This window comes from Microbulbifer variabilis ATCC 700307 (assembly GCF_000380565.1).
In the GTDB taxonomy this organism is placed as follows: Bacteria; Pseudomonadota; Gammaproteobacteria; order Pseudomonadales; family Cellvibrionaceae; genus Microbulbifer; species Microbulbifer variabilis.
Genome location: NZ_AQYJ01000029.1, coordinates 825,979 through 846,563 on the forward strand (window position 1 = coordinate 825,979; position 20,585 = coordinate 846,563).

The window sequence follows — 20,585 nt, forward strand, 5'->3', positions numbered from 1 at the left end:
CGAGATGCAGTCAGGCTATAAGATGAGTCATCCTATCAGTTGCCACACGCGCCTCTTCTCGCTTAGCTATTTATGCTAATCCTTATTCTCAAGTTGGTAGAGGAGCAGATTCATCGACAAGTTTTTCTTGACGTAGTTCTTGCCATAGTGTCTCTGGAATATTGGTTTCGAGAGCCTCAACATCCTCTTTGATCCTGCTAGGTTTACTCGCACCTGGTATAACTGCAGCTATAGCCGGATTAGCCAGAACAAACTGCAATCCAATAGCCTTAGTGCTGACTCCATACCTATCACCAATTGCTTTGATTTTAGAAACTTTCTGAACTATGTGCTTTGGTGCTGGCGCGTACTCAAAATTTGGTCCCCCAACCAAGGCTCCTGAACTATAAGGACCTCCGGCCACGATACTGAGGTCGCGTTCTATAACCTGGGGTATAACTCTCTGAAGAGCTCGAGAATGATCCAACAGGCTGTAGCGGCCAGCTAGTAAGAAGCCATCGGGGCGAGGTTCCTCAAGATCAAGAAGTATCTCAATCGGCTCCACTCGGTTTACTCCCAGGCCCCAGGCTTGAAGTACGCCTTCATCACGCAGTTTATCAAGAGCCCTGAAAGCACCTTTTCTCGCGCTTTCAAATATGCCAAGCCATTCGTCACCATAGAAATCCTGGGCTACATCGTGAACCCATGCAATCTCAATATGATCGGTTTTTAAGCGCTTGAGGCTATCTTCTATCGAGCGCATTGTTGCATCGTATGAATAGTCATTAACTATCTTATTGGGGCGGCCATACTTGAAAATATCACGCTTATCTCCAAGTTCTCTGCCGCCACTATCTTCAACTTCATCCAATATCAAGCGGCCAACTTTGGTGCTGATTACATAGTCTTCGCGTGGGAATCCAGATAGCGCCTCACCCATGCGAATCTCGGCGAGTCCGGCCCCATAGAAAGGGGCATTGTCAAAGTATCTGATGCCGCAATCCCAGGCTGTCTCTACAGTTGCCAAAGCCTCAGAATCCGGAATCTGGCGAAACATATTGCCAAGAGGTGCAGTACCAAAACCGAGTTTACTGGGTAAAAGATTTCTCAATTTCACTTTGAACTCCCATCGATCAAATTCATAAATTTTGAAGGTTTTGACTAATTGGCCAGCCTGTTAAGAGTCCCAGACTAACCTGCTACTCCGCTTAACCATGCAATCTGTAAAGCGCTTCTGATTACTAGCACTTGTGCGACAGCAGTCAACGGCAGTGGCTTGAGGGGCTAGTCTGCTCTAGTTGCTTTTGATGAAAAAGCCGTCTATAAGCAATAGACTATTGATTTGGAGTCAACAATGAAGATCACCCTTCAAGAATTACAGGTATTTACCACTGTGGTAGATACGGCTTCGATCACTTCGGCTGCCGAAAGGCTAGAGCAGACTGTATCTGGGGTAAGCCGTGCACTCGCCCGCTTGGAGAGTAAACTGGAAGCGACATTGCTTCAGCGCACTACACGGCGTTTGAAACTCACTGAAGAAGGGCAGGCTTTCCTTAAATATGCATGGGATATTCTCATCTCAGTGGAGGAGGCTGAGGAGCAAATGGCGGCTCGTCAAAAGCAACCCTCAGGTCTTCTGCGTATAGACGCTGCCACACCATTTATGCTGCATGTAATAGCACCATTGATAAATAGCTTCCGTGCTAAATTTCCCCAGATAGAGCTGGAGCTAAACAGTAATGAGGGAATAACTGATTTGATAGAGAAGCGAACTGATGTGGCATTTCGTATTGGGAAACTTCAGGACTCAACATTACATGCCCGCCCAATAGGGACTAGCAAAGTCCGAATACTTGCTAGCCCTGGCTATTTACAACAGCATGGTACTCCAGAGAGTGCAGAAGAACTTGGCCAACACGTATTACTTGGTTTCACAAAGCCTGAATCCCTAAACAAATGGCCGCTTTATGAACGAAGCGGAGATAAACTGCAGATTAAGCCAACGATGGCTTCATCTAGTGGGGAAACTTTACGGCACTTAGCCCTCTCAGGTGCAGGGATCGTTTGCTTATCTGATTTTATGACTCAGAGGGATCGTCATGCTGGGCGATTGGTGCAGCTATTCTCAGATCAAACCTTAGAAGTCAAACAATCCATTAATGCAGTTTATTACCGTAACACCGCGCTTTCATTACGAATTACCAGTTTTATCAACCATATTGTTGAAGAACTGGGTAAGCAACCATTTGATAAGGTTTAACCGCAGACATCCTTACTTAACACTCAAATAATCCACGGATTCCCAAAATACATAGTGCACCGGGTATTATCTATAGTTGTTAACAGTAATTAGACTTCTGCTATTGGTGGTTGCTTGTTAGAGTGACATATTGCTACGTTACCGCTGGCGACTATTTTTTGTACGATAAAGATTGGTTTGAAGATTGAGCCATTGGCATGGCTCATTAAAAGCCAAAATTCAGAATTCCATTATAGTCTGCTAGGTGATTTTGATGACTATGTATGGCGTGTTGAACCAGTCCTCTATTGTCTATTTGATAAATAGCTGCACCACATTGATTACAAAAAACATATTCTTTTACTGGCCCAGACTCAAAAGAGTAAGTAGTGAGCCGCTTTGATGGATCTTCAATCATTGCTGGATTTGAAGCCTCAACAAAGCTTATTCCACGACCTGTCTTTGGAGAGATTGAGCTATTGAAAAGTTTGTAATGGATGGCCCCACAGTGACAAGTTAAGTTGTTCATCGATTTATCTCCGGAGTGGATTGGTATGGGTTTAGAGTTTACTATTTGGCAGGTTTCGATAAAGATCATCAGCAGAAAGTAATAATTAGCTTTAAGGAAACAGTCGGTGCGGCGGGAATATGATAAGTACCACTTGATTAGTGTCTTTTGTGCCGTAGTGGATCATGGCTCCCTAAGTAAAGCTGCTAGCCACTTGGGATTATCAGCGCCAACTGTGAGCAAGACATTGGTACAGTTAGAGAAAGTGTTGGGCCAGGTGTTGTTGAACCGAACTACCAGAGCACTTTCTCTTACAGAAGCAGGCAGGCTTGTATACCAGAGCGGCCAGAAGATACTCAGTGCATTTACTGACCTGGAAGATCAGGTCGCTGAGATTGGTAGTCTTGATCGTGGTAAGTTACGCATTACTTTCCCTGAAACCATAGGGAAAACTGTGTTTAGCAAGATCTGCAATGATTTCCAAAAAGAGTACCCTGACTTTAGTCTCGAGTTAATTTTTACTCCCTTTCTCATGGATATGATTGAGGATGATATTGATATAGCCTTTCGCGTATCTGAATCATTACCAGATAGTCAGTTTTTTTCTCTGCCACTACTCAATATATATCCTGTATTCGTGGCATCACCCGAATATTTAGCGAAAAATGGGTGCCCGTATTCAATAGGCGAACTCAGTCAACATAACATGTTGCTGACGAGGCTAAATGGCCTTGAGGATGGATGGTTGATTGATGGGAAATATTACCAATTCAAAGGCAACTTAATTTCGAATGAAACTTACCATACCCGCTCTGCGGCATTGAATGGTAATGGTATAGCTATTTTACCCTCTTATTTCTGTAAGAAAGATATTCAAAGAGGCAGATTAATAGAGTTACTCCCTGAACTGGAAAGAAAAGATAAAACGGTAGGAGCCCTGTACAAAGTGAAACGTAAGGGTTCTAAGAAAATTGATATTTTTTTGAGTTTTGTGGAATCCAAACTGCAGGAGTCAGATGTAACCATGTGTTAAAAATAGTAAGCCTGGTAGTATGTTAGACCGATGTTGCTTGAGGATATCGCTTCTTGTTTAACTGTTATCAGGAGCTGGCTTTTTGAGTGGGTATGCGATTTACATCTGTTTCAGGGAAGAAATTTTGCCAGACAACCCAGTAAGCTTCAGATTTCATCGTTTCAACGCGTTCTAACTTCCCCACGTTACTCTCTCCGCCGAACTGTACATTAGAGATCTGGCTACCAATGTCATTATAATATGCACCAACGCTATCGAGGTCTGAATGGTAAACGATAACAATATCCCGGCCACCGATTTCTACGTTTAATAGTCCACCATGATCCTTAATGAAATCTTTTGTATAAGCTACATAGTCTTCGCCGATATTAACACCGTAAATTTTAGTTTTATTCGGCAACCTATTATCAAATTTCTTAATGGTAGGGAACGCAGGTTCCTCTTTTTTAGCTTGATCTGAGATTGCGTGAGTGAAGATCATATGCATCAGGCGATCGAAGATGGCTAAAAATGGGTTGTCGGTAAAATTTGGTATCGGGTTCAGAAATATTTTCCCATTGGGAAACGCTTTCTCAAAAGCCCACAACGGCATCCGATAGCTGGGCCATTCGGGCATCCTCGGCCCTTTAGGGCCTGCATCTTCACGGGTGCCCCAAAACTGCTGAATTGGCTGCCCGGTCTTTTTATCCCACATCACCAAGTTATTCTCGATCTGGGTCATAACACCTAAATCCAGGGCTTCCCCATCAATTTCGGGTGTGTAGGCAATTCCCATATTGGTCAGGCCACAATAGGTCATTACCACATTTTCACCAGCTAGCCCTTCCTTTGTACCGGCCACATGTGGCCGAAGAATGTGATCATCAGGGTGACCTCTAGCTTCGCCGTTAGCGTCAATTACTATCAGGCTGGTATCCGGGGATAGGCTCTCTTGGGCCTCAGCTATGGAAAAATAGCGCGCATTATGTTGTTGCGCGCGCATCATAATAGAGGGGTTGATATACCCAGAGTAGAAGGCGAAAGCAGACAGGGCACTGATGATCCAGAAAATGACAACAGAGCCAGCGCCAGAAAACCATAGCGTCAGTGCTGATACCAACCATAATATCCCTGCGGCAGTAGCAATCTTGTGCCTCCGATAGAAGGTCCACATTGTCGCTTTACGAGGAGTTTGCACAATCCACTGGCTAAGATCTGCGAGGTCGCGAAACAGGCGTAGGCTTAAATAAAGGCAACCCAGTAATGAAAACCAGTGGGTACACTGAATAAGAAAACTCATGGACAAAGTTCCCGGATAAGTCATCTGAAAACTTGGCAATGGGCCTCGTCGCCAATCAAGGTCATTCCTCTCATACAACTCCTGCGCCACTAGGGTAGTAGAGGGGCAGGCTTTAAGCCCAGGCCTTTGAGGGTACTTGTGTTTCCACAGTACCACAACCATTAGCAACTTAAACATGCGGTAGAACAGTGAATTTGGCCACCTGACTTTGAGTGATATTATCACATCCAACGAAGATCAGATGAATAAATGACCGGCTCAAAAAGTATATTTAACCCAGAGTTCAAGCTGTAAGTAGTGCAGCTCGCAGTTGACCAGGGTTTCACACTGAAGGCCGCATGTGAGGCCGTGGGTGTCAGCAAGTCTACTATAAGGTCTTGGGTTAGAAAACTCCGCCAGTAACACGCCTGCAGGGTTAGACCATTACAGTTAGTAACGGCTTAGCGGGGCCGGCTCTACTGCGAAGATAGAAACTAAGGCGGAACTCCACAAAGCGGCTAACCTGCAAGTCGCTGGATGAAGTTACTGGGTCTGGAAAGCGTTCAGCCACCCTCAAACGTATACAAAAAAGCGGAACGGCCACATGCTGATATCTTAAACCTACCGGACCGAGATTTTGATATTCAGAAAACGAACCCACTTGGGGTATATATATGGTACCCGCACAGGAACCTGCTGGGCCTACCTGGCGGTAGTTTTGGCTTTGCTCACGAAAGCCGGCTGGCTGGGCATTGCCACTGGCTCCGGATACGGAGCTGGTAAAGAAAGCGCTAACGATGGCCTATGAATCACGAGGAGAATCAGAAGAAGTAATGTTTCACTCAGATCAAGGCTGTCAATATACCAGCCGTGGGGTTCAGGTACCGTATAACTCTGAGCCTGAGCCATCGTGACAACTGCTGGCTGGGGACCGAAGATTGGCTGCCAGAATTTCCCCGAAGCAAAATAGCCTATCAACGATTACATTATCAGTTATTACAGCCAGGTACGACCAGATCTACACAATTGCAGCTTGCTGTCAAATGTGGCAGAAGAAAAATTTCGAGATGCTCAAAAGGCGGTGGCCAAATTTACTTGACCACTACAATAGGGTAATCGTGCGGAATATAGGTTATTGGCATCAGGCTCCCTTTTATCTGCGATCCCGATATAAAGACATTATAAATTACATCAATTCAGTAGCTACAGCAGCACCTTGGGGGAACGGTGAGCTATATTGCTCTCAAACATATTTCATTATGGCATTTCAACCGAGACAATAATTTTTACGTCAGGCAAATAATTAGTTGTATCAATGTCCATAGATGTGTCATCAAGAGCCAGGATTAAAAAATTGACTACAAAACGACTCATACTTCTATTCGATGGTACTTGGAATGATCCTGTTGATGAGACAAACGTTTTCCGAATATTGAAAAGTATTCATGACTTTGATAATGAAAGACGTCAGTTGTGTTTTTATGATCCTGGAGTAGGCACTTCCACCTTTTCCCGTTTATTGGGAGGCGTAACTGGCTGGGGGTTGAGCGAGAATTTAATTCAAGGGTATGAATGGCTAATAAAGAATTTCACGGAAGGAGATGAAATATGGATTTTTGGCTTTAGCAGAGGAGCTTATACGGCAAGAAGCTTGGCTGGTATGATACGAAAATGTGGACTTTTGCATAATTCTGCACCTCAGTTGATTGTTCATGCAGAGAAATTTTATAGGGACAAACGATACCATCCAGATCATGAAGAGAGTAAGAGATTTAGAAATAAGTTTAGTCATGAAGTCGATATCTATTTCCTTGGGGTTTGGGATACAGTAGGCGCGTTAGGAGTGCCTGGTTTTTCTGCTTTGTCTGAGAGTGGTAAATACGCTTGGCACGATACGGAGTTGTCTGGAAATATAAAATATGCTTATCACGCTGTTGCCTTAGATGAACATCGGTCTACATATGATACGTCGCTATGGAGTGGTGAATCGGGTAAGAAAAAGGAAAGGCAAACTGAGGTGGAGCAACGATGGTTTATTGGTGCTCATGCAAATGTCGGCGGAGGTTATGTCTATGACTCTTTGTCGGAAATCCCGCTTTATTGGATGCAACAAAAGGCCATGAAAGCTGGCCTTCAATTGAATCCGTATCAGGTAAGTGAAGATGCATGGAGAACACCTCCAAAAGATTCATATCAGAACTTCCTAAAAGGAGCCTACGCACTTGTTAAGCGAACTTATTTAGGTGGGGACGGCCGGTTCCATCGAGAATTTTCTAGAAATAAAAAGGGTCTCAAAGCTATTAATGTAACTGTAGATCCTTCAGTGTGGCGACGCTGGGAATCTGTTCCTGAATATCGCCCTCCCACGTTAACCAGAGTTGGACAGTCTCCACCTTAGATGCAAAATTTAGTCTGAGTTCGAATGAAAAAATTATCCCAGCATGACCTATGAATAGTCGAGTTTATTATGAGCCTATACACTGTTCGTGAATTAGTTAAATTGCTCCCAGACCCTGATCCTGAATCCACCTCAGTTGGCACTATTTCTCCAGGTGAAAGAATAATTTCGCAGAAGCCGCTGAATGGTTGGGTAAGGGTTGAAGCCTCTCAAGCTGATGGTTCCATACAGGTTGGTTGGATATTGGCAAGTAGTATCGAAGAAATTGTTGGGAAAACGGTTAAATTATATCCAGAACCTTTTTCCGAAAAATTTGAAGTCGTGACAGGTTCAATCGAAGTGAATATAACCCGAGCGAACTGGCAAAAAATTCAGGTTTCGGCTGGTGCTAAGCATTATACTGGATGGATTGATTCTACTGAGAAAATATTAGAGCTGTCAGAGGATGATGGGCTGAATATTATTGAAGATTTGAGCTTAGGAGTTAACGAAGTATATCGAAGGTATTTAATCAAAGCACAAGAAATTACTGGGATTGATGCGTCATCTCTCGCTGCACTTGTTGATGCTGAGGCTACCAAGATAACAAAGGGTTCGAATATAGGTCAGTGGAACCGTAACGCGTTTAATCCTCGTAGCAATGCCGCAGGCCTTACACAATTCCTCTCTTCAACTTGGATAGAGCATGCAAGGAAAGAAGGGACTTTATTAAATAAAGTTGGAAAAGATAAGGGGTATATAACAACCCTTAATGCTGTAGCTTCTGGCAAAAGAAATCCTTTATTGAAATTACGATTTGATCCAGAGCTTTCAATTGTTTCTGCAGCTGAGTATGGACTATCAAACCTTAAAGCCTTGGATAGGAAAGGGCTAACTCCTCAAACTCTCAGCGATGATGAGAAGGCCCGTCTGATGTATTTAGCTCATCATGAGGGTCCAACTGGAGCCCTTAAATTTCTTATGCAAGATAATAGTTCTTCGATTAGAAAATTTAATGCCCAAGTTGGTAGACGCAGAGCTGCGGATCTTGTTAGAAAGGCGAGAGGGAACGTAGCCCTTGCATATCGGAATTGGCTGAATGATTATATGGATAAAAAGATTCAGCCAGAAAAGTTTAGGGCTTCTACTGGCACTGGAGGCCCATTTATTGCTTCAGCCTCTAATAGGAGACTAGAGAAGTTTAGAGGTTCAGCTGTCCCTATGTATTCTCTAGGAGGAGACAGGGGTCTGGCACAAGAAATACAAGAAGCACTTTCTGATTTAGGTTATCTTGACCCACCAGCAGATGGGTTGTGGGGAAGCGTATCAGGCTGGGCTTTAGATGAGTTTTGCCAAGATAACCTACTTTCTCTCCATGAAGGCTTTACACCTGAAATAGCTAAAATGTTGGTCAATCCTAAAAATCCACTTCCGGATATAAAGCCGACTAATGGCTGGTTTGATAATGTTATTTCCTATATGAATGACAAAGGATATTGGATTTGTCGTCATCCAGATTGTACCAATATAGTTTATCTTGAAGGTGTAAATCCTGACGGGTCACTGAACGATGATAGACCGAACGAGTTTAATGATCTACGTATTGTTTTTACTGTTAATGGTGATGGTGAGCCAAAAGTAACTAGCTGGGAAGGGACCACTGAACCAGGCGTACATTGGACAATTAAGAAACTGATGGATCCTCGTGGTGCAGCACGGATTGCTTTTGGTCAATATAAGTCCTGGATGATTGGCAAGCATCCGAGAAAGTACAGGCCATCACAGCATGAGGCATTAGTTCAAGAAAGGCCAGTACCTGTTTATCGTGATCTTAATAAAGATTTTAAACGAACAAACGATAGAATCTATACTGGTAACTTTGGAATCAATCAACACTGGGGTTATGATTTACCTAAACATGATTTAGGTACCTCAAGTGCGGGTTGCTTAGTCGGTCGCACTCGAGATGGTCATAAGGAGTTTATGAGCCTTATAAAAGAGGATGCACGCTATCTGTCAAGAAACAGTTATAAGTTTATGACAGCGATACTACCAGGTGATAAAGTTTTTCATCAAAGTTACTCTTAATTGATCAAAACACTCTTGTGATTATTTTTATCATTAGTGGCCCAGGTAGGGCCACCTTTATTGCGAGTGACCCTCCACTGCAATCATCTCTACTCAAACAGACACACTCAGCTTTTGGAGAGTAGGTACAATTGGAGAGCAGGTACAATAGTTAGATAGTACCTCATTCAATTATATTAAATGAATTATCCTCGAATACGCCGCACCCGGAATTTACGCCCCTTCAGCTTTCCGTTTTCAATTTTCTTTAGTGCTTGTGTTGCCACATTGCGTTTAATCGCAATATAAGCCGTCTGATCCAGCACGTTTATCTTGCCAACATCTTTTCCATTTATCGGACGATCGCCGCCGGTCAGCGCACCCAGGATATCGCCGGGGCGAACTTTCTGTTTCTTGCCGCCATCGATCTGCAGGGTAGCCATCGGTGCCTGGAAAGGAGGTTCACTCAATATGCTGGCTGGTGGTGGTGTATCTGGGTCGGATAGCGGATCCTGTGTCAGATCCATGCGTAGCAGTTTGTGGCCCTCCTTCTCCGCAAAAAAGGAGTAAGCGCAACCGCGCTCACCGGCACGGCCGGTTCGTCCGATGCGGTGGGTGTGCACTTCCGGATCTTTGGCGATATGAAAGTTGATAACGGCATCCAGCTTGTCGATATCCAGGCCGCGTGCCGCCACATCGGTAGCTACTAGGATTGAGGCGCTGCCATTGGCGAAACGAATCAGCGTTTCGTTACGTTGGCGCTGTTCCATATCACCATGGAGGGCAAGGACATTAAAACCTGCCTGTTTCAGGTTATCGGCCACCTCATCGGTTTCACGTTTGGTATTACAGAAAACCAGAGTATTGATTGGCCGATCATTCAGTAGAATACGGCGGGTCATCTCCAGCCGATCGTCGAAACTCTCAGTTCGGTAAAAACGTTGCTCGATTACCTCATCACTGTGCGCAGAATCAACTTTAACCATCACTGGTTTTTGCATCACACGCGCGCTGAGCCGTTCGATTTCATCGGGATAGGTGGCGCTGAATAGTAACGACTGCCGTCCAGTAGGCACCTGCGCCAGAATAGTATCGATAACTTCCTGAAATCCCATATCGAGCATCCGGTCAGCCTCGTCAAAGACCAGCGTATCGACATGCTCTAAGGAGAGTGTTCCCTTGCGCAAGTGCTCTTCGATACGCCCCGGAGTACCAACGATGATATGGGCACCATGTGTGAGGGAGCCAATCTGTGGGCCGAAAGGCATGCCGCCGCAGAGAGTGAGAATCTTAATGTTGTGAATTGCCCTCGCCAGTCGGCGCAGTTCATGGGCAACCTGGTCTGCCAGCTCACGTGTCGGACACAGGATCAGCGATTGAACCCGAAACCGGCCGACATTGAGCCGTTGCAGCACCCCCAAACCGAAAGCAGCAGTTTTTCCGGAACCGGTTTTTGCCTGGGCGATAACATCTTTGCCATCCAGCATGATCGGGAGCGTCTTGGCCTGAACCTCGGTCATGGATTTGTAGTTGAGTGACGCCAGGTTTTTCAGCAGGGCGGGGTTTAGGGGGAGGTCGGAAAAAGGTGTGGTCAAGGTAAATCCTGGAGTCGTTAAATGTCAAATAGGCGCATTACACAAGCAGCCAGTAAAGTGAATTTCACTTTCTTAGCATTTGTTGTCGCTGCAATTTTACAGTCTGGGCAATACAAATTTTGTAAGGAATTTTAACAGTTAACCCCGGGGAAACCTATGAATCACCTTTTTCCAGCCTAAGGAACTCACATCCAGATTACCTTCCTACGAGAGGAGTTTTGGGGCACCGCATAAATCCGGTCCCCCAATTTACTAGCGTCGGCTTTGCTTACCTTCGCGAGCCTTCCATTGGTAGAACACTCCGGGCATTACTAACAGCACAAATAGCAGTGTGGTTATGGTGCCGCCCACCATGGGCGCTGCAATCCGTTTCATAACGTCTGCGCCGGTGCCATCGGAAATCATCACTGGTATCAATGAAATTAACAGTGTCAGGCTGGTCATTAGCATCGGGCGAATACGTCCGGCTGCTGCTTGGGCAACAGTCGCAGTATTGCCGCGCTCAGAGTTATTTCCGGCGGCAGATAAGTAGTGCAGCATTAATAACCCCATCTCAGCGGCGAGACCAGCCATGGCAATCATGCCGACCCATACAGCAACGCTCAGTTTGTAGTCGAGCAGGTACAGCAGCCAGAAGGCGCCGATCAGTGCCATTGGCATGGCGGTGAGCACAAACAGGGTGTCGGACAGCCGGCCGCGATGCAGGTATAAAAGGAAGCATACAGCCAACAAAGTCAGGGGTAACAACCATTGCAGGCGGGACTTGGCGCGCTCCAGGTATTGGTATTGGCCGGCCCAGGCGATACGTTGCCCGGGAATCAGATTAACCTGGTCGGCGACAACCTGCTTTGCGCGATTGACATAATCTGCAACGCCGATATCGCTTTTCAGGTCGACAAATACCAAGCCCACCAACTGCCCATCCTCATTGCGGATCATGGGCGGGCCGGTGCGGAAGTCCAGATCAGCCAGCTGGTTCAGGGGCACTTGGGAACCATCAGAGGCGGGGACCAGGATTTGTTCCAGCTGTTCAGGAGTATCCCGGTAGTCGCGGGCATAGCGCACTAATACATCGTAACGTTCGCGGCCTTCGATGGTCTGGGTTGCGGCCAGGCCGCCCGCTGCTGCGGCGATCACATCTTCGATATCCTGTACATTCAAGCCGTGGCGGGAAGCCCGTGCGCGATCGATATCAAAGTCCAGGAAGTAACCGCCGGTTAGACGCTCGGCGAAGACGCTTCGGGTTTGTTCTGCGGTGCGCTGGTCGCTGCGCAAAGCCTCTTCGATGGCCAAAGCAGTCTGCTCAATTTCCTCCAGGTTATCTCCAAAGACTTTAATCCCCAGCTGGCTGCGAATCCCTGTGGCGAGCATTTCAGTACGGGTTTGGATTGGCATCCACCAAATATTGGGCATACCGGGGTAGCGCAGCTTTTCATCCATTTCCGCCAGCAGCTGGTCCCAGGTCATACCGGGGCGCCATTCATTCTTGGGTTTTAGGGTAATCACTGTCTCCACCATGGATAGTGGTGCAGAGTCAGTAGCACTATTGGAGCGGCCAATTTTGCCAAAGACACGCTCGACTTCCGGAAAGGTTTTCAGTTCTTCATCCATTTGCTGCAAAACTTTTCCCGCTTCGGTAACGGACATTCCGGGTAGCGCGGTAGGCATATACAGGATACTGCCTTCATTGAGCGGTGGCATAAATTCACCGCTCAACTTGCTGATGGGGTAGGTCACGGAAACCAGAGCTAATACTGCGAGAGTGGCTACAACTTTGCGTTGCCGTACGCAGAAGTGAATCACTGGCTGCAGTGTATGAACTAAGGCGCGGGAAATTGGGTTTTCCCTGGTGCGAATTTTCCCGCGCATTAGCAGTACAGCGAGGGCTGGAATCAAGGTGATTGCCAATAGGGCGGCGAAAGCCATGCTGTAGGTTTTGGTATAGGCGAGGGGTTTGAATAATCGGCCCTCGGTAGCTTCCAGTGCGAATACCGGCAGGAAAGAAACCGTAATAATAATCAGGGAGAAGAAAATACTCGGTCCGACTTCCTGCATTGCCCGAACGATTAGCGTTCTTTTCTCGCCCGGAGACAACTCCTTATCGCCATCGGTTGCCAGCTTTTTGTGGATGTTATCCACCATTACCACTGCCGCATCCACCATGGCACCGATGGCTACGGCAATACCTCCCAGAGACATAATGTTGGCGGTAAGCCCTTGTAGGGACAGTGGAATAAAGGCCAGTAAAACAGCAATCGGTAGAGTGATTACAGCTACCAATGCGGAGCGGGCGTGGAGCAGGAAAATAGCGATCACGGCGGCGACCACTAGCATCTCTTCAATCAAGGTGTTTTTGAGATTGTCGATCGCGCTATTAATCAATTGTGAGCGATCGTAGGTCACTACCAGCTCAACGCCTTCTGGTAGGCCTGCACGGATTTGCTCGATACGCTCTTTAACTCTCTCAATAACCTTTAGGGCATTTTCACCGTAGCGCATCACTACGATGGCACCTACGGTCTGGCCCTCGCCGTCCAGTTCGGCAATGCCGCGCTGCATTGCGGGCCCCAGGGTAATATCCGCTACCTGATCCAAGGTTACCGGAATCTTTGCCGCATTGACCCCGATCACTACCTCTTTGAGATCATCGATGCTGCGGATATAGCCGCGCCCTCGCACCATGTGTTCGTGGCCTGCGATCTCCAGTACCCGCCCTCCGGTATCGTTGTTACTGCGGCGAATAGCCTCGACCACTTTGCCAAGTGGGACCTTGAACATCTGCAAGCGATGGGGGTCGATTTGGACCTGGTACTCCTTTTCGTAGCCGCCAATGGAGGCGACCTCGGCAACGCCCTCGACAGAAGTGAGCCAATAGCGCAATTTGAAATCCTGCAGCGCGCGCAGCTCTTGCAGGTCGTTGTTACCGCTTCGATCAACCAGTGCGTACTGGAACACCCAGCCGACTCCAGTGGCATCGGGGCCTAGAGTAGGCTGAACATCTTCTGGGAGTTGGTCGGCTACCTGGTTGAGATACTCCAGAACCCGTGAACGGGCCCAGTAAATATCGGTGCCGTCTTCAAAGATGGCGTAGACAAAGCTGAGACCAAAAAAGCTCTGGCCCCGCACATATTTGACTTTGGGCAGCCCCAGCATTGCGGTGGAAAGCGGGTAGGTGATTTGATCCTCCACCAGATCCGGGCTGCGACCTGGCCAGTCTGTCATCACAATCACCTGGGCGTCGGACAGGTCCGGAATAGCATCCAGGGGGACACTGGTTAGCGCTCGATATCCGGCCAGGGCGGCGATAGCAACAAGCATCAGAGTGATCCCGGGCTTACCGGCACAGGCCCCAATAATTCGGGCAATCAGCCCTTTGGGTTCGGAATTTACCATTGTTGTACCCCTGATTTGAGGCGGCTTTCTGCCGCGATCAGGAATACTCCAGAGGTGACAATTTTATCCCCAGCCTGGAGGCCAGAACGAATCACAATGCGTTCGCTGTCACCGTAACCAGTGCGTACCTGTACGGGCTCCAGACGGCCCTGGCCCAGGTCCCGAAAGACGATACGCTTCTTACCGGAAATCAGCACTGAATCCCTGGGTACCACCAGGAGATTTCCCAGCTCGGCACTCAACATGATGTCCGCAAACAGCCCTGGCCGAAGTTCACCGTTGGTATTGGGCAGGGTCACACGTAACCGTGCACTGCGGTTGCTGTGATTCAGGAAAGGGTCAATCTGGGTGAGAGTGGCTGGGATTTCTTCATGGTAGACGTTGGTTAGACGCACCTTGGCCGGCATCCCTTTTTCTATCAGCGGCAGTTGATCTTCGTAGGCGTGGGCTTCGATCCAAACCTGGCTGAGGTCGGCAATACGAAGGAGGTTGTCCCCCTTTTTGAATGCAGAACCCGCAACGATGTTCCTCTCAATAATGACACCACCGGCAGGTGCAAAGATCGGGATATAGTCCTGAGCTTTTTGCTGTTCAACCAGCCAGTCGATTTGCTCTTCTGATAGTCCCCACAGAAGCAGGCGCCTTCGCGCCGCTTTCTCCAAGGCATCGCCACGGCGGCGCGCTTTCAGATATTCATCCTGGACGGCAAGTAGCTCCGGGCTGTAAACAGAGAACAGTACTTCGCCACGCTCAACCTGCTTGCCTTCAAAATCCGCATCCAACTCACCAATCCAGCCGTCGAAGCGCAGGCTGATATCCCGCAAACGGGTTTCGTCATAGGTCACCTGGCCGTGCAGGTGGATGGGTAGGGCGAAAGGCTGTCGTTCGACGATACCGGTTTTGATGCCAATAGCTTGGCGCCGACCCCTATCTACCACGATGCTGCCACTTTCGAGTTCATCGTGGCTAACTGGCTGCAGGTCCATACCGCAGATGGGGCAGGTACCGGGCTCTGCAGCGCGGACAGAAGGATGCATGGCACATGTGTAGTAAGCAGTATCGGAGGCTTCCGGTGCTGACTTTAAGCGCAAGCCTTTGCGGTTGGTGCTCATGTCAAAGGCCAGGTCTACATGGCGATCGTGGCCAGTTGCCACATCAACCACCATGGGCCAAGAGCCTACCATGGCAAGCTCTATCTCCCCTGAGAATACCCCGGGGCTGGTTTCATAGACTTCGGCTTGAGCACGCATTGCCGGCATGGCACCCATGGCAGGCATCTCAGCCACTGCGCGGACTTCGGCGCCTGCAACTGGCCGGTTTTCCATATCTCTCACTTCAATACGAATCTGGTTCTTGCCAGCGCGAGGCTGCAGTGGGTCCACGGATACCGCAATCCGGAAAGGGCCAGCAGGAATAAACTCCACACTGTCGGATACAACCAATCCGGCTGTTTTCTTCCAATAGAAAGCGGTACCGACCGCCAGAAATACAGCGAAAGCAACTAAGCCCAGCATTTTTGAGCGGCTCATAACACACCTCCAGAAAAGGAAGTGATGAGTATTTGGGCGCCAAAGGCACCGACCATTTCTTTGCTACTGGGGGTAGCAATGGCTTGTTGGGAAATCAAAGGGTTCACTCCTGGAACAATCTTTCTGAAGCCCGTCAGCAACAATGAGGCTGCGGGATATTCCGCACATCAGAGAGAGGGAGTGATCAGATACGCAAGCGCAGAGTTTCAAGCCAGGTACGATTACCTGGAGAGGCATGAGAAGAAAGGGGTTCGAAGTCAGGTGATTCCGCTGGCGGAGCCAAAATCTGGGGCCACCGATAGGATGGCGGAGGTGCTAACTGGGGTAACTCAAGGTGCAGGAAGGCGGCTGTGAGAGCGACTTCATGGTCATCTAATGAGGTCTTGAGGGAGACCTGGGCATCATACTCGCAGCAATCTTCATCTGATTGAGAGCCTTTGGCCAAGTGGTCACAACAGCATTCTGCTGCCGGCTCCGGGCTATCCATCATTTCGCAAGCGAGCACGGTCTGCACCTGGAACATCAGCAGGAGCAGGGCCGCCATTGCAACTAGCTTGGCGCGGAATGTGGATGGGTAGCTCTTCATTACCTATAAATCATACAACAAGGACAGTCTGTTCGACAAAGGCGAGATAATCGAGCCCATTTTGTAACTCTAGGGCCTATGACACTAAGTAAAGGAAACGGTAGTGCGCATCCCGTTAGGGTAAATGGTTCTGCCGAGGGCTCAAGGAGCTGTAATGACTCTCGTCAATTTTGTAGAGGTCCCTCTTAGACTGCTTTCGATTGGGCTGTAAAAAGCCCAAGGAGCCGATATCGACTGGTTAAAGCCAATCTCAAAACGATATGAAGGAAAAAGGATTTGCAGTGCGAAAAATTAGGTACTCTTCAAACGCCGGTCAGGGCTTCTAGCTTCCCGCATTGAGACACTTGGGTTTTTCATTCTTGATTATACTTACCTATGATTGATAACTCGCTTATTGATCATGTGGCAAGGCCTTGATTTTGTGGTAGTAACAATGGCTGGAAGATGGATCTTAACTTGTCTTGTCGCATTTCTCTTTTCACTGCCCGCCCTATCTGAAGACTTTGTGACCGAACCACAAAACTACAGTCCAATCGCGAAAATGACTGATCTTTGGTTGAGGGGTGAAATATCCAGAAGGCAGATCAGGGAATTGGCCCTACGAGGGCGATATGTAAACAACTCCGAAGCCAACAATGCCTATGTATCCTTTTATCTTGATAATATGCAGATAGTGGCTCGCGGAACTTCTGTGTCTGGGCGCTCTGCGCAAATCAATATTCAAGTTAATGAATCCAAATTTGACCTCGATTATGATCTTGTATCAATGCACTTACTCATAAACGGACATGGTAGTGGCCTATCCAACGAACAAAAGTTCCTCTTGATCGTTATGAGTTACCGGCTGGCGGCGGAAGGGTGGAGCAAATCTTTGGGAGTAGATCAGATGGAAAAAAGCCTTATCTACCGCACACTGAATTATCTTTCCAAAATGCCGACAGACTACAAAATGTGGGGTATGGCTAAGGAGATCCAATATCCATTGCATTAAAGTACAATTCTTATGCTCCCGATAAAAATTTCAATGGGGCAATTGTTGATTCAATGACTTTAGAAAGTATGCTGGCCCTAAAGTTAATATGCGCTATTTGTATTGAGCCACTTGATAACTGCATTATGCTCGTTCTGTCCTATTGTAGTCATACTCAAGTGATTCCTATTGTGAACTTGGATTAACTCGAGATTTTTTTTATTTAGGCCCTTATAGTTGCTGTAAGGAGAAATACGATCTGAATCTGAGGATATTAAAAGCACAGGGACCTTTGAGGACTTTATAAGAGGTAATATGTTTGTTTGATCCAGGTCAATATTCGATTTTTTCAGAGCTAAGGTAGCACTTTTACGAATGTCTTTCTCTGGGATAATTCTGCTAAGCAATGGGTGACTAACCCTCGCGTAATTATATAAGGCTTGATCAAATTGGAGCATGGGCGCTAATAAAATAGCCCCACTGATATCTACTCTCATATTAGAGATGTATGCAGCTGTTAATGCACCCATTGAACTCCCGACAATATATATATCTTCATCCTTGATTACTCCTTCTTCGATCAGTTTATCGAAAAGGGAGTTAATATACTTACTATCATCAACTCCATATTTTTTGTTACCACTTGAGTCACCATGGCCGAGAAGATCTGGGACAACAACCTGGAATCCAAGAAAGCGAAAATATAGTGCTGAATTCAGCATGAACTCTTTGGAAGCACGAAACCCATGTAATAAAAATACAGTGCCAGAAAATGTCTTTTCTAAAGAATCCCTATTTAAATTAAGGTTTACAATACTTTCATTGCCATCTGCCTCAAACTTGACAGAGTATTGAAGTTTTTGTTTGTTTAAAGGTGGTCCATAATAATAGCTGATGCAAACATCTTTTTTTGCTGGGCAATACCTCTCCTTATTGAAACCTAAATTTTCAATTTTCTCTGTGGTGATTATTTCAGTAAAAGGAAAGCTCTCTGAGTTTTCTATAAGGCTGGCAATTCTCTGAGAGCAGGCAATAAGGGCCGGGCATAATATGATGGCGGCGAATAGTATATTTAAATTAATTCTAAATTTCATTGTTATACTATTTTATATTTTCCTATTGACGATTTGGATGTTTAATTTTGGTCTGTAAGTTAAGCAATTCTTTTGTGAAAAAGTGTGAGGTATACAGGAGTTTCTGATAAATGCTTGAATAGTTGTATATTAATCGTGTTCAGGATGGTAGATCCTAAGATAAGTAAATGCATGCTGGACATAGTCCGCTTTTCCAAGATCAATCTTCTGCGCCCTTAAAATGGCATATGCTGTATTAAGATGAAAATAGAATTGGGGAAGGGCCCAATCTCTCGCATATTGCTCGCCTGTCATATCGAAAGTCATTCCATTTGGAAGCTCTAATTCGATCATTTGATCAGTACACATATCAAGCGCACCGGGTTCAAGACTGCGCAGAACTGTTAGTGCTTCGTTGATTCGCGTGCAAGCTTCTGAAATAGAACCTGGTTGAGCCCCTGCGTTCTGACCTTCGCGTGCTAAGTGGTCTAAATGGTCGGGAAAAAGCTCTCTTCTCAAGCGAAATTGGGCCTCTTGAGCTTGCAGGCACGCAAAGCGTATTTGGGATGAAAGAGGGTACATATCCGGTGTGAGTCTGGCAGACAGCAACTCTTGAGCCTCTTTTTCAGGGAGCTGCTTACAGGCCTTATCCAGCCAGCTCGATAAAGCCTGTAACATTTGTATATATGTGGGTATAAGGAGGCTTGATAGTGACATGGTCATTTTCCTTTTACATTAAGGGTAGCTCCTTATCAATTAAACACAGCACTCACCCCCCTACATTGAGCACTAAAACCAGAGAGGTCTATTTATTGCTATCACTTATATGAACGATGGGAGGCACTTTGTTAGTCCTTTTGACTCTCCTCAGCCTTTCAACTTGCTTTACGATAAAGGCTCCAGGGTATTGCTGTGCAACCGATGCCAGGTTGTGAATCCTTGTCAACACTCGATTACGAATCACTTCGGGATCGGCGCTGCCGGTAAATATCAATGTAAGCTCGCTTGCAGATTTACGTGTTTCCCCATTTTGGGTGAGAACCAGCTGGGCCTCCTCCACGTCATGCTCCCTTGTAGCGATATCAAGTATTTGCCCAACACTTAATAGTGCACTACATAGGCTCACATCATCGTCTGCACGCCCCTCAACCAGTAACGCTCTTGGGCGGCCACACCGACAAGTGGTTTGCTGTATTAAATCTCCTAAGCGATAGCGTATTAATGGCACCGTCCAGTCGTTACCTATCCGGGTGAGTAATGCACCATGCTCGCTCGGCTCAATGAGCTGTCCTTCAAGCAAATGATACTTTTCCAAGTCACATTTTGGCGTGTTTATTGCAATACTATTGGTTTCCACGGAGCCGTAATCACACCAGAAGCCAGCGTTTGGAAACACGCTTTGTACAGTATCGTATTTGGCTTTCGTCCAGGGTTCAGCCATCCAAATGATCGTATGGATAGGGAGATTACCGCCTGAGTTTTTTAGCCCCTGGGCGAAGTCGGCGAGGCCTGTAGGTGCGCCAGCTAGTGTATTTACGCCAACATCTTGTAATACTTCTAACCAGGCTGTGAGTTCCGATGGGATAAATGGGCCCGTGGGTGCGCTTACTGACTGGCTTTTCTCGGCAAGGGTCTGGATAAAATAGTGGGCTCCCCACAAGCGGCCGGGATTGAAGAGGTTTAGTACTACGCTGTCTGGCCCAAGAGGTCTCCATTCCCTTAGGAGTCTCGCAGTAGCTTGGTGATAGGGAGTGTAAGTAAGTTTGGGTTTTCCGGTCGTACCTCCACTAGACATCAAGATTGCGCCGGCCGTAATTGCATTCGCTTTTGATACCTGGAGAATTTCTTCGGGGCCGCTGATGTGAAGGTCTTCAATTTTTGAGGCGGAATCAGGCACAGTCAAAGCGCCAAGCCGGGAAAGTTTTTGAGCCTGTGATAAGACTTCTTGCCAGTCTAAATGCCCAATGGACATTAGAAT

Annotated in this window: 16 protein-coding genes and 1 pseudogene; 7 read left to right on the forward strand and 10 right to left on the reverse strand. The window is 46.9% G+C overall.

Going from position 1 to position 20,585, the window contains the following annotated elements:
* Positions 1-88: 88 nt before the first annotated feature.
* Positions 89-1,096: an aldo/keto reductase gene (locus tag G367_RS0122440; RefSeq protein ID WP_020415421.1), complete on the reverse strand. Its 1,008-nt coding sequence runs from the start codon at positions 1,094-1,096 to the stop codon at positions 89-91.
* Positions 1,097-1,333: 237 nt separating this feature from the next.
* Here G367_RS0122440 and G367_RS0122445 point away from each other — a divergent pair, with 237 nt between their 5' ends.
* Positions 1,334-2,239 carry a LysR family transcriptional regulator gene (locus G367_RS0122445; RefSeq protein WP_020415422.1) on the forward strand — a complete coding sequence of 302 codons (906 nt, stop codon included), beginning with the start codon at positions 1,334-1,336 and terminating at the stop codon, positions 2,237-2,239.
* A 205-nt stretch (positions 2,240-2,444) separates the two neighbouring features.
* Here the strand turns inward: G367_RS0122445 and G367_RS26345 are convergent, their stop codons facing one another.
* Positions 2,445-2,747, reverse strand: a complete 303-nt coding sequence (locus G367_RS26345; RefSeq protein ID WP_157533731.1) for a hypothetical protein — start codon at positions 2,745-2,747, stop codon at positions 2,445-2,447.
* A gap of 106 nt (positions 2,748-2,853) precedes the next feature.
* On the opposite strand from G367_RS26345, the gene G367_RS0122450 reads away from it, so the two are divergent.
* On the forward strand, positions 2,854-3,759 hold the full coding sequence (locus G367_RS0122450; protein WP_020415423.1) for a LysR family transcriptional regulator: 906 nt from the start codon (positions 2,854-2,856) through the stop codon (positions 3,757-3,759).
* A gap of 67 nt (positions 3,760-3,826) precedes the next feature.
* Here G367_RS0122450 and G367_RS0122455 read toward each other — a convergent pair whose 3' ends face one another.
* Positions 3,827-5,038 (reverse strand): DUF3179 domain-containing (seleno)protein, encoded by a 1,212-nt coding sequence (locus tag G367_RS0122455; RefSeq protein WP_020415424.1) that lies wholly within the window; start codon positions 5,036-5,038, stop codon positions 3,827-3,829.
* A gap of 297 nt (positions 5,039-5,335) precedes the next feature.
* On the opposite strand from G367_RS0122455, the gene G367_RS27230 reads away from it, so the two are divergent.
* The 4 genes and pseudogenes from G367_RS27230 (at position 5,336) to G367_RS25420 (ending at position 9,482) form a co-directional block, all read left to right on the forward strand.
* Positions 5,336-5,440, forward strand: coding sequence for a helix-turn-helix domain-containing protein (locus G367_RS27230; RefSeq protein ID WP_083922861.1), 105 nt, complete (start codon positions 5,336-5,338; stop codon positions 5,438-5,440).
* A 314-nt stretch (positions 5,441-5,754) separates the two neighbouring features.
* Positions 5,755-5,931, forward strand: a pseudogene (locus G367_RS27235) (hypothetical protein); the annotation flags it as partial.
* A 440-nt stretch (positions 5,932-6,371) separates the two neighbouring features.
* Positions 6,372-7,415, forward strand: coding sequence for a T6SS phospholipase effector Tle1-like catalytic domain-containing protein (locus tag G367_RS0122465; protein ID WP_211214972.1), 1,044 nt, complete (start codon positions 6,372-6,374; stop codon positions 7,413-7,415).
* 69 nt (positions 7,416-7,484) lie between these two features.
* Positions 7,485-9,482, forward strand: a complete 1,998-nt coding sequence (locus G367_RS25420; protein ID WP_020415427.1) for a lysozyme family protein — start codon at positions 7,485-7,487, stop codon at positions 9,480-9,482.
* Positions 9,483-9,667: 185 nt separating this feature from the next.
* Here G367_RS25420 and dbpA read toward each other — a convergent pair whose 3' ends face one another.
* From dbpA to G367_RS0122495, 4 genes are all read right to left on the reverse strand, one after another.
* A complete protein-coding gene (dbpA, locus tag G367_RS0122475) occupies positions 9,668-11,056 on the reverse strand; it encodes an ATP-dependent RNA helicase DbpA (RefSeq protein ID WP_020415428.1) in 1,389 nt (462 codons plus the stop codon).
* 252 nt (positions 11,057-11,308) lie between these two features.
* Complete coding sequence (locus G367_RS0122480) at positions 11,309-14,449, reverse strand: efflux RND transporter permease subunit (RefSeq protein WP_020415429.1); 3,141 nt, start codon at positions 14,447-14,449, stop codon at positions 11,309-11,311.
* Positions 14,443-15,978, reverse strand: a complete 1,536-nt coding sequence (locus G367_RS24705) for an efflux RND transporter periplasmic adaptor subunit (protein WP_020415430.1) — start codon at positions 15,976-15,978, stop codon at positions 14,443-14,445. Before G367_RS24705 ends, G367_RS0122480 begins: the two co-directional genes overlap by 7 nt.
* Before the next feature lie 184 nt (positions 15,979-16,162).
* On the reverse strand, positions 16,163-16,564 hold the full coding sequence (locus G367_RS0122495; protein WP_020415432.1) for a hypothetical protein: 402 nt from the start codon (positions 16,562-16,564) through the stop codon (positions 16,163-16,165).
* Positions 16,565-16,997: 433 nt separating this feature from the next.
* On the opposite strand from G367_RS0122495, the gene G367_RS0122500 reads away from it, so the two are divergent.
* Positions 16,998-17,555 carry a hypothetical protein gene (locus G367_RS0122500; protein ID WP_020415433.1) on the forward strand — a complete coding sequence of 186 codons (558 nt, stop codon included), beginning with the start codon at positions 16,998-17,000 and terminating at the stop codon, positions 17,553-17,555.
* Between the two features lie 83 nt (positions 17,556-17,638).
* On the opposite strand, the gene G367_RS0122505 is transcribed toward G367_RS0122500, so the two are convergent.
* The 3 genes from G367_RS0122505 to G367_RS0122515 form a co-directional block, all read right to left on the reverse strand.
* Positions 17,639-18,628: an alpha/beta hydrolase gene (locus G367_RS0122505; protein ID WP_020415434.1), complete on the reverse strand. Its 990-nt coding sequence runs from the start codon at positions 18,626-18,628 to the stop codon at positions 17,639-17,641.
* A gap of 129 nt (positions 18,629-18,757) precedes the next feature.
* On the reverse strand, positions 18,758-19,324 hold the full coding sequence (locus G367_RS0122510) for a DUF1993 domain-containing protein (protein WP_020415435.1): 567 nt from the start codon (positions 19,322-19,324) through the stop codon (positions 18,758-18,760).
* Positions 19,325-19,412: 88 nt separating this feature from the next.
* Positions 19,413-20,579 (reverse strand): AMP-binding protein, encoded by a 1,167-nt coding sequence (locus G367_RS0122515; RefSeq protein ID WP_020415436.1) that lies wholly within the window; start codon positions 20,577-20,579, stop codon positions 19,413-19,415.
* Positions 20,580-20,585: the final 6 nt, after the last annotated feature.

Coding starts and splice junctions, on each gene's coding strand:
- G367_RS25420 (WP_020415427.1), top strand. CDS start 7,485: ATGAGCCTATACACTGTTCGTGAATTAGTTAAATTGCTCCCAGACCCT.
- G367_RS24705 (WP_020415430.1), bottom strand. CDS start 15,978: ATGAGCCGCTCAAAAATGCTGGGCTTAGTTGCTTTCGCTGTATTTCTG.
- G367_RS0122505 (WP_020415434.1), bottom strand. CDS start 18,628: ATGAAATTTAGAATTAATTTAAATATACTATTCGCCGCCATCATATTA.
- G367_RS0122500 (WP_020415433.1), top strand. CDS start 16,998: ATGGCTGGAAGATGGATCTTAACTTGTCTTGTCGCATTTCTCTTTTCA.
- G367_RS0122480 (WP_020415429.1), bottom strand. CDS start 14,449: ATGGTAAATTCCGAACCCAAAGGGCTGATTGCCCGAATTATTGGGGCC.
- G367_RS0122515 (WP_020415436.1), bottom strand. CDS start 20,579: ATGTCCATTGGGCATTTAGACTGGCAAGAAGTCTTATCACAGGCTCAA.
- G367_RS0122455 (WP_020415424.1), bottom strand. CDS start 5,038: ATGAGTTTTCTTATTCAGTGTACCCACTGGTTTTCATTACTGGGTTGC.
- G367_RS0122445 (WP_020415422.1), top strand. CDS start 1,334: ATGAAGATCACCCTTCAAGAATTACAGGTATTTACCACTGTGGTAGAT.
- G367_RS26345 (WP_157533731.1), bottom strand. CDS start 2,747: ATGAACAACTTAACTTGTCACTGTGGGGCCATCCATTACAAACTTTTC.
- G367_RS0122510 (WP_020415435.1), bottom strand. CDS start 19,324: ATGTCACTATCAAGCCTCCTTATACCCACATATATACAAATGTTACAG.
- G367_RS0122495 (WP_020415432.1), bottom strand. CDS start 16,564: ATGAAGAGCTACCCATCCACATTCCGCGCCAAGCTAGTTGCAATGGCG.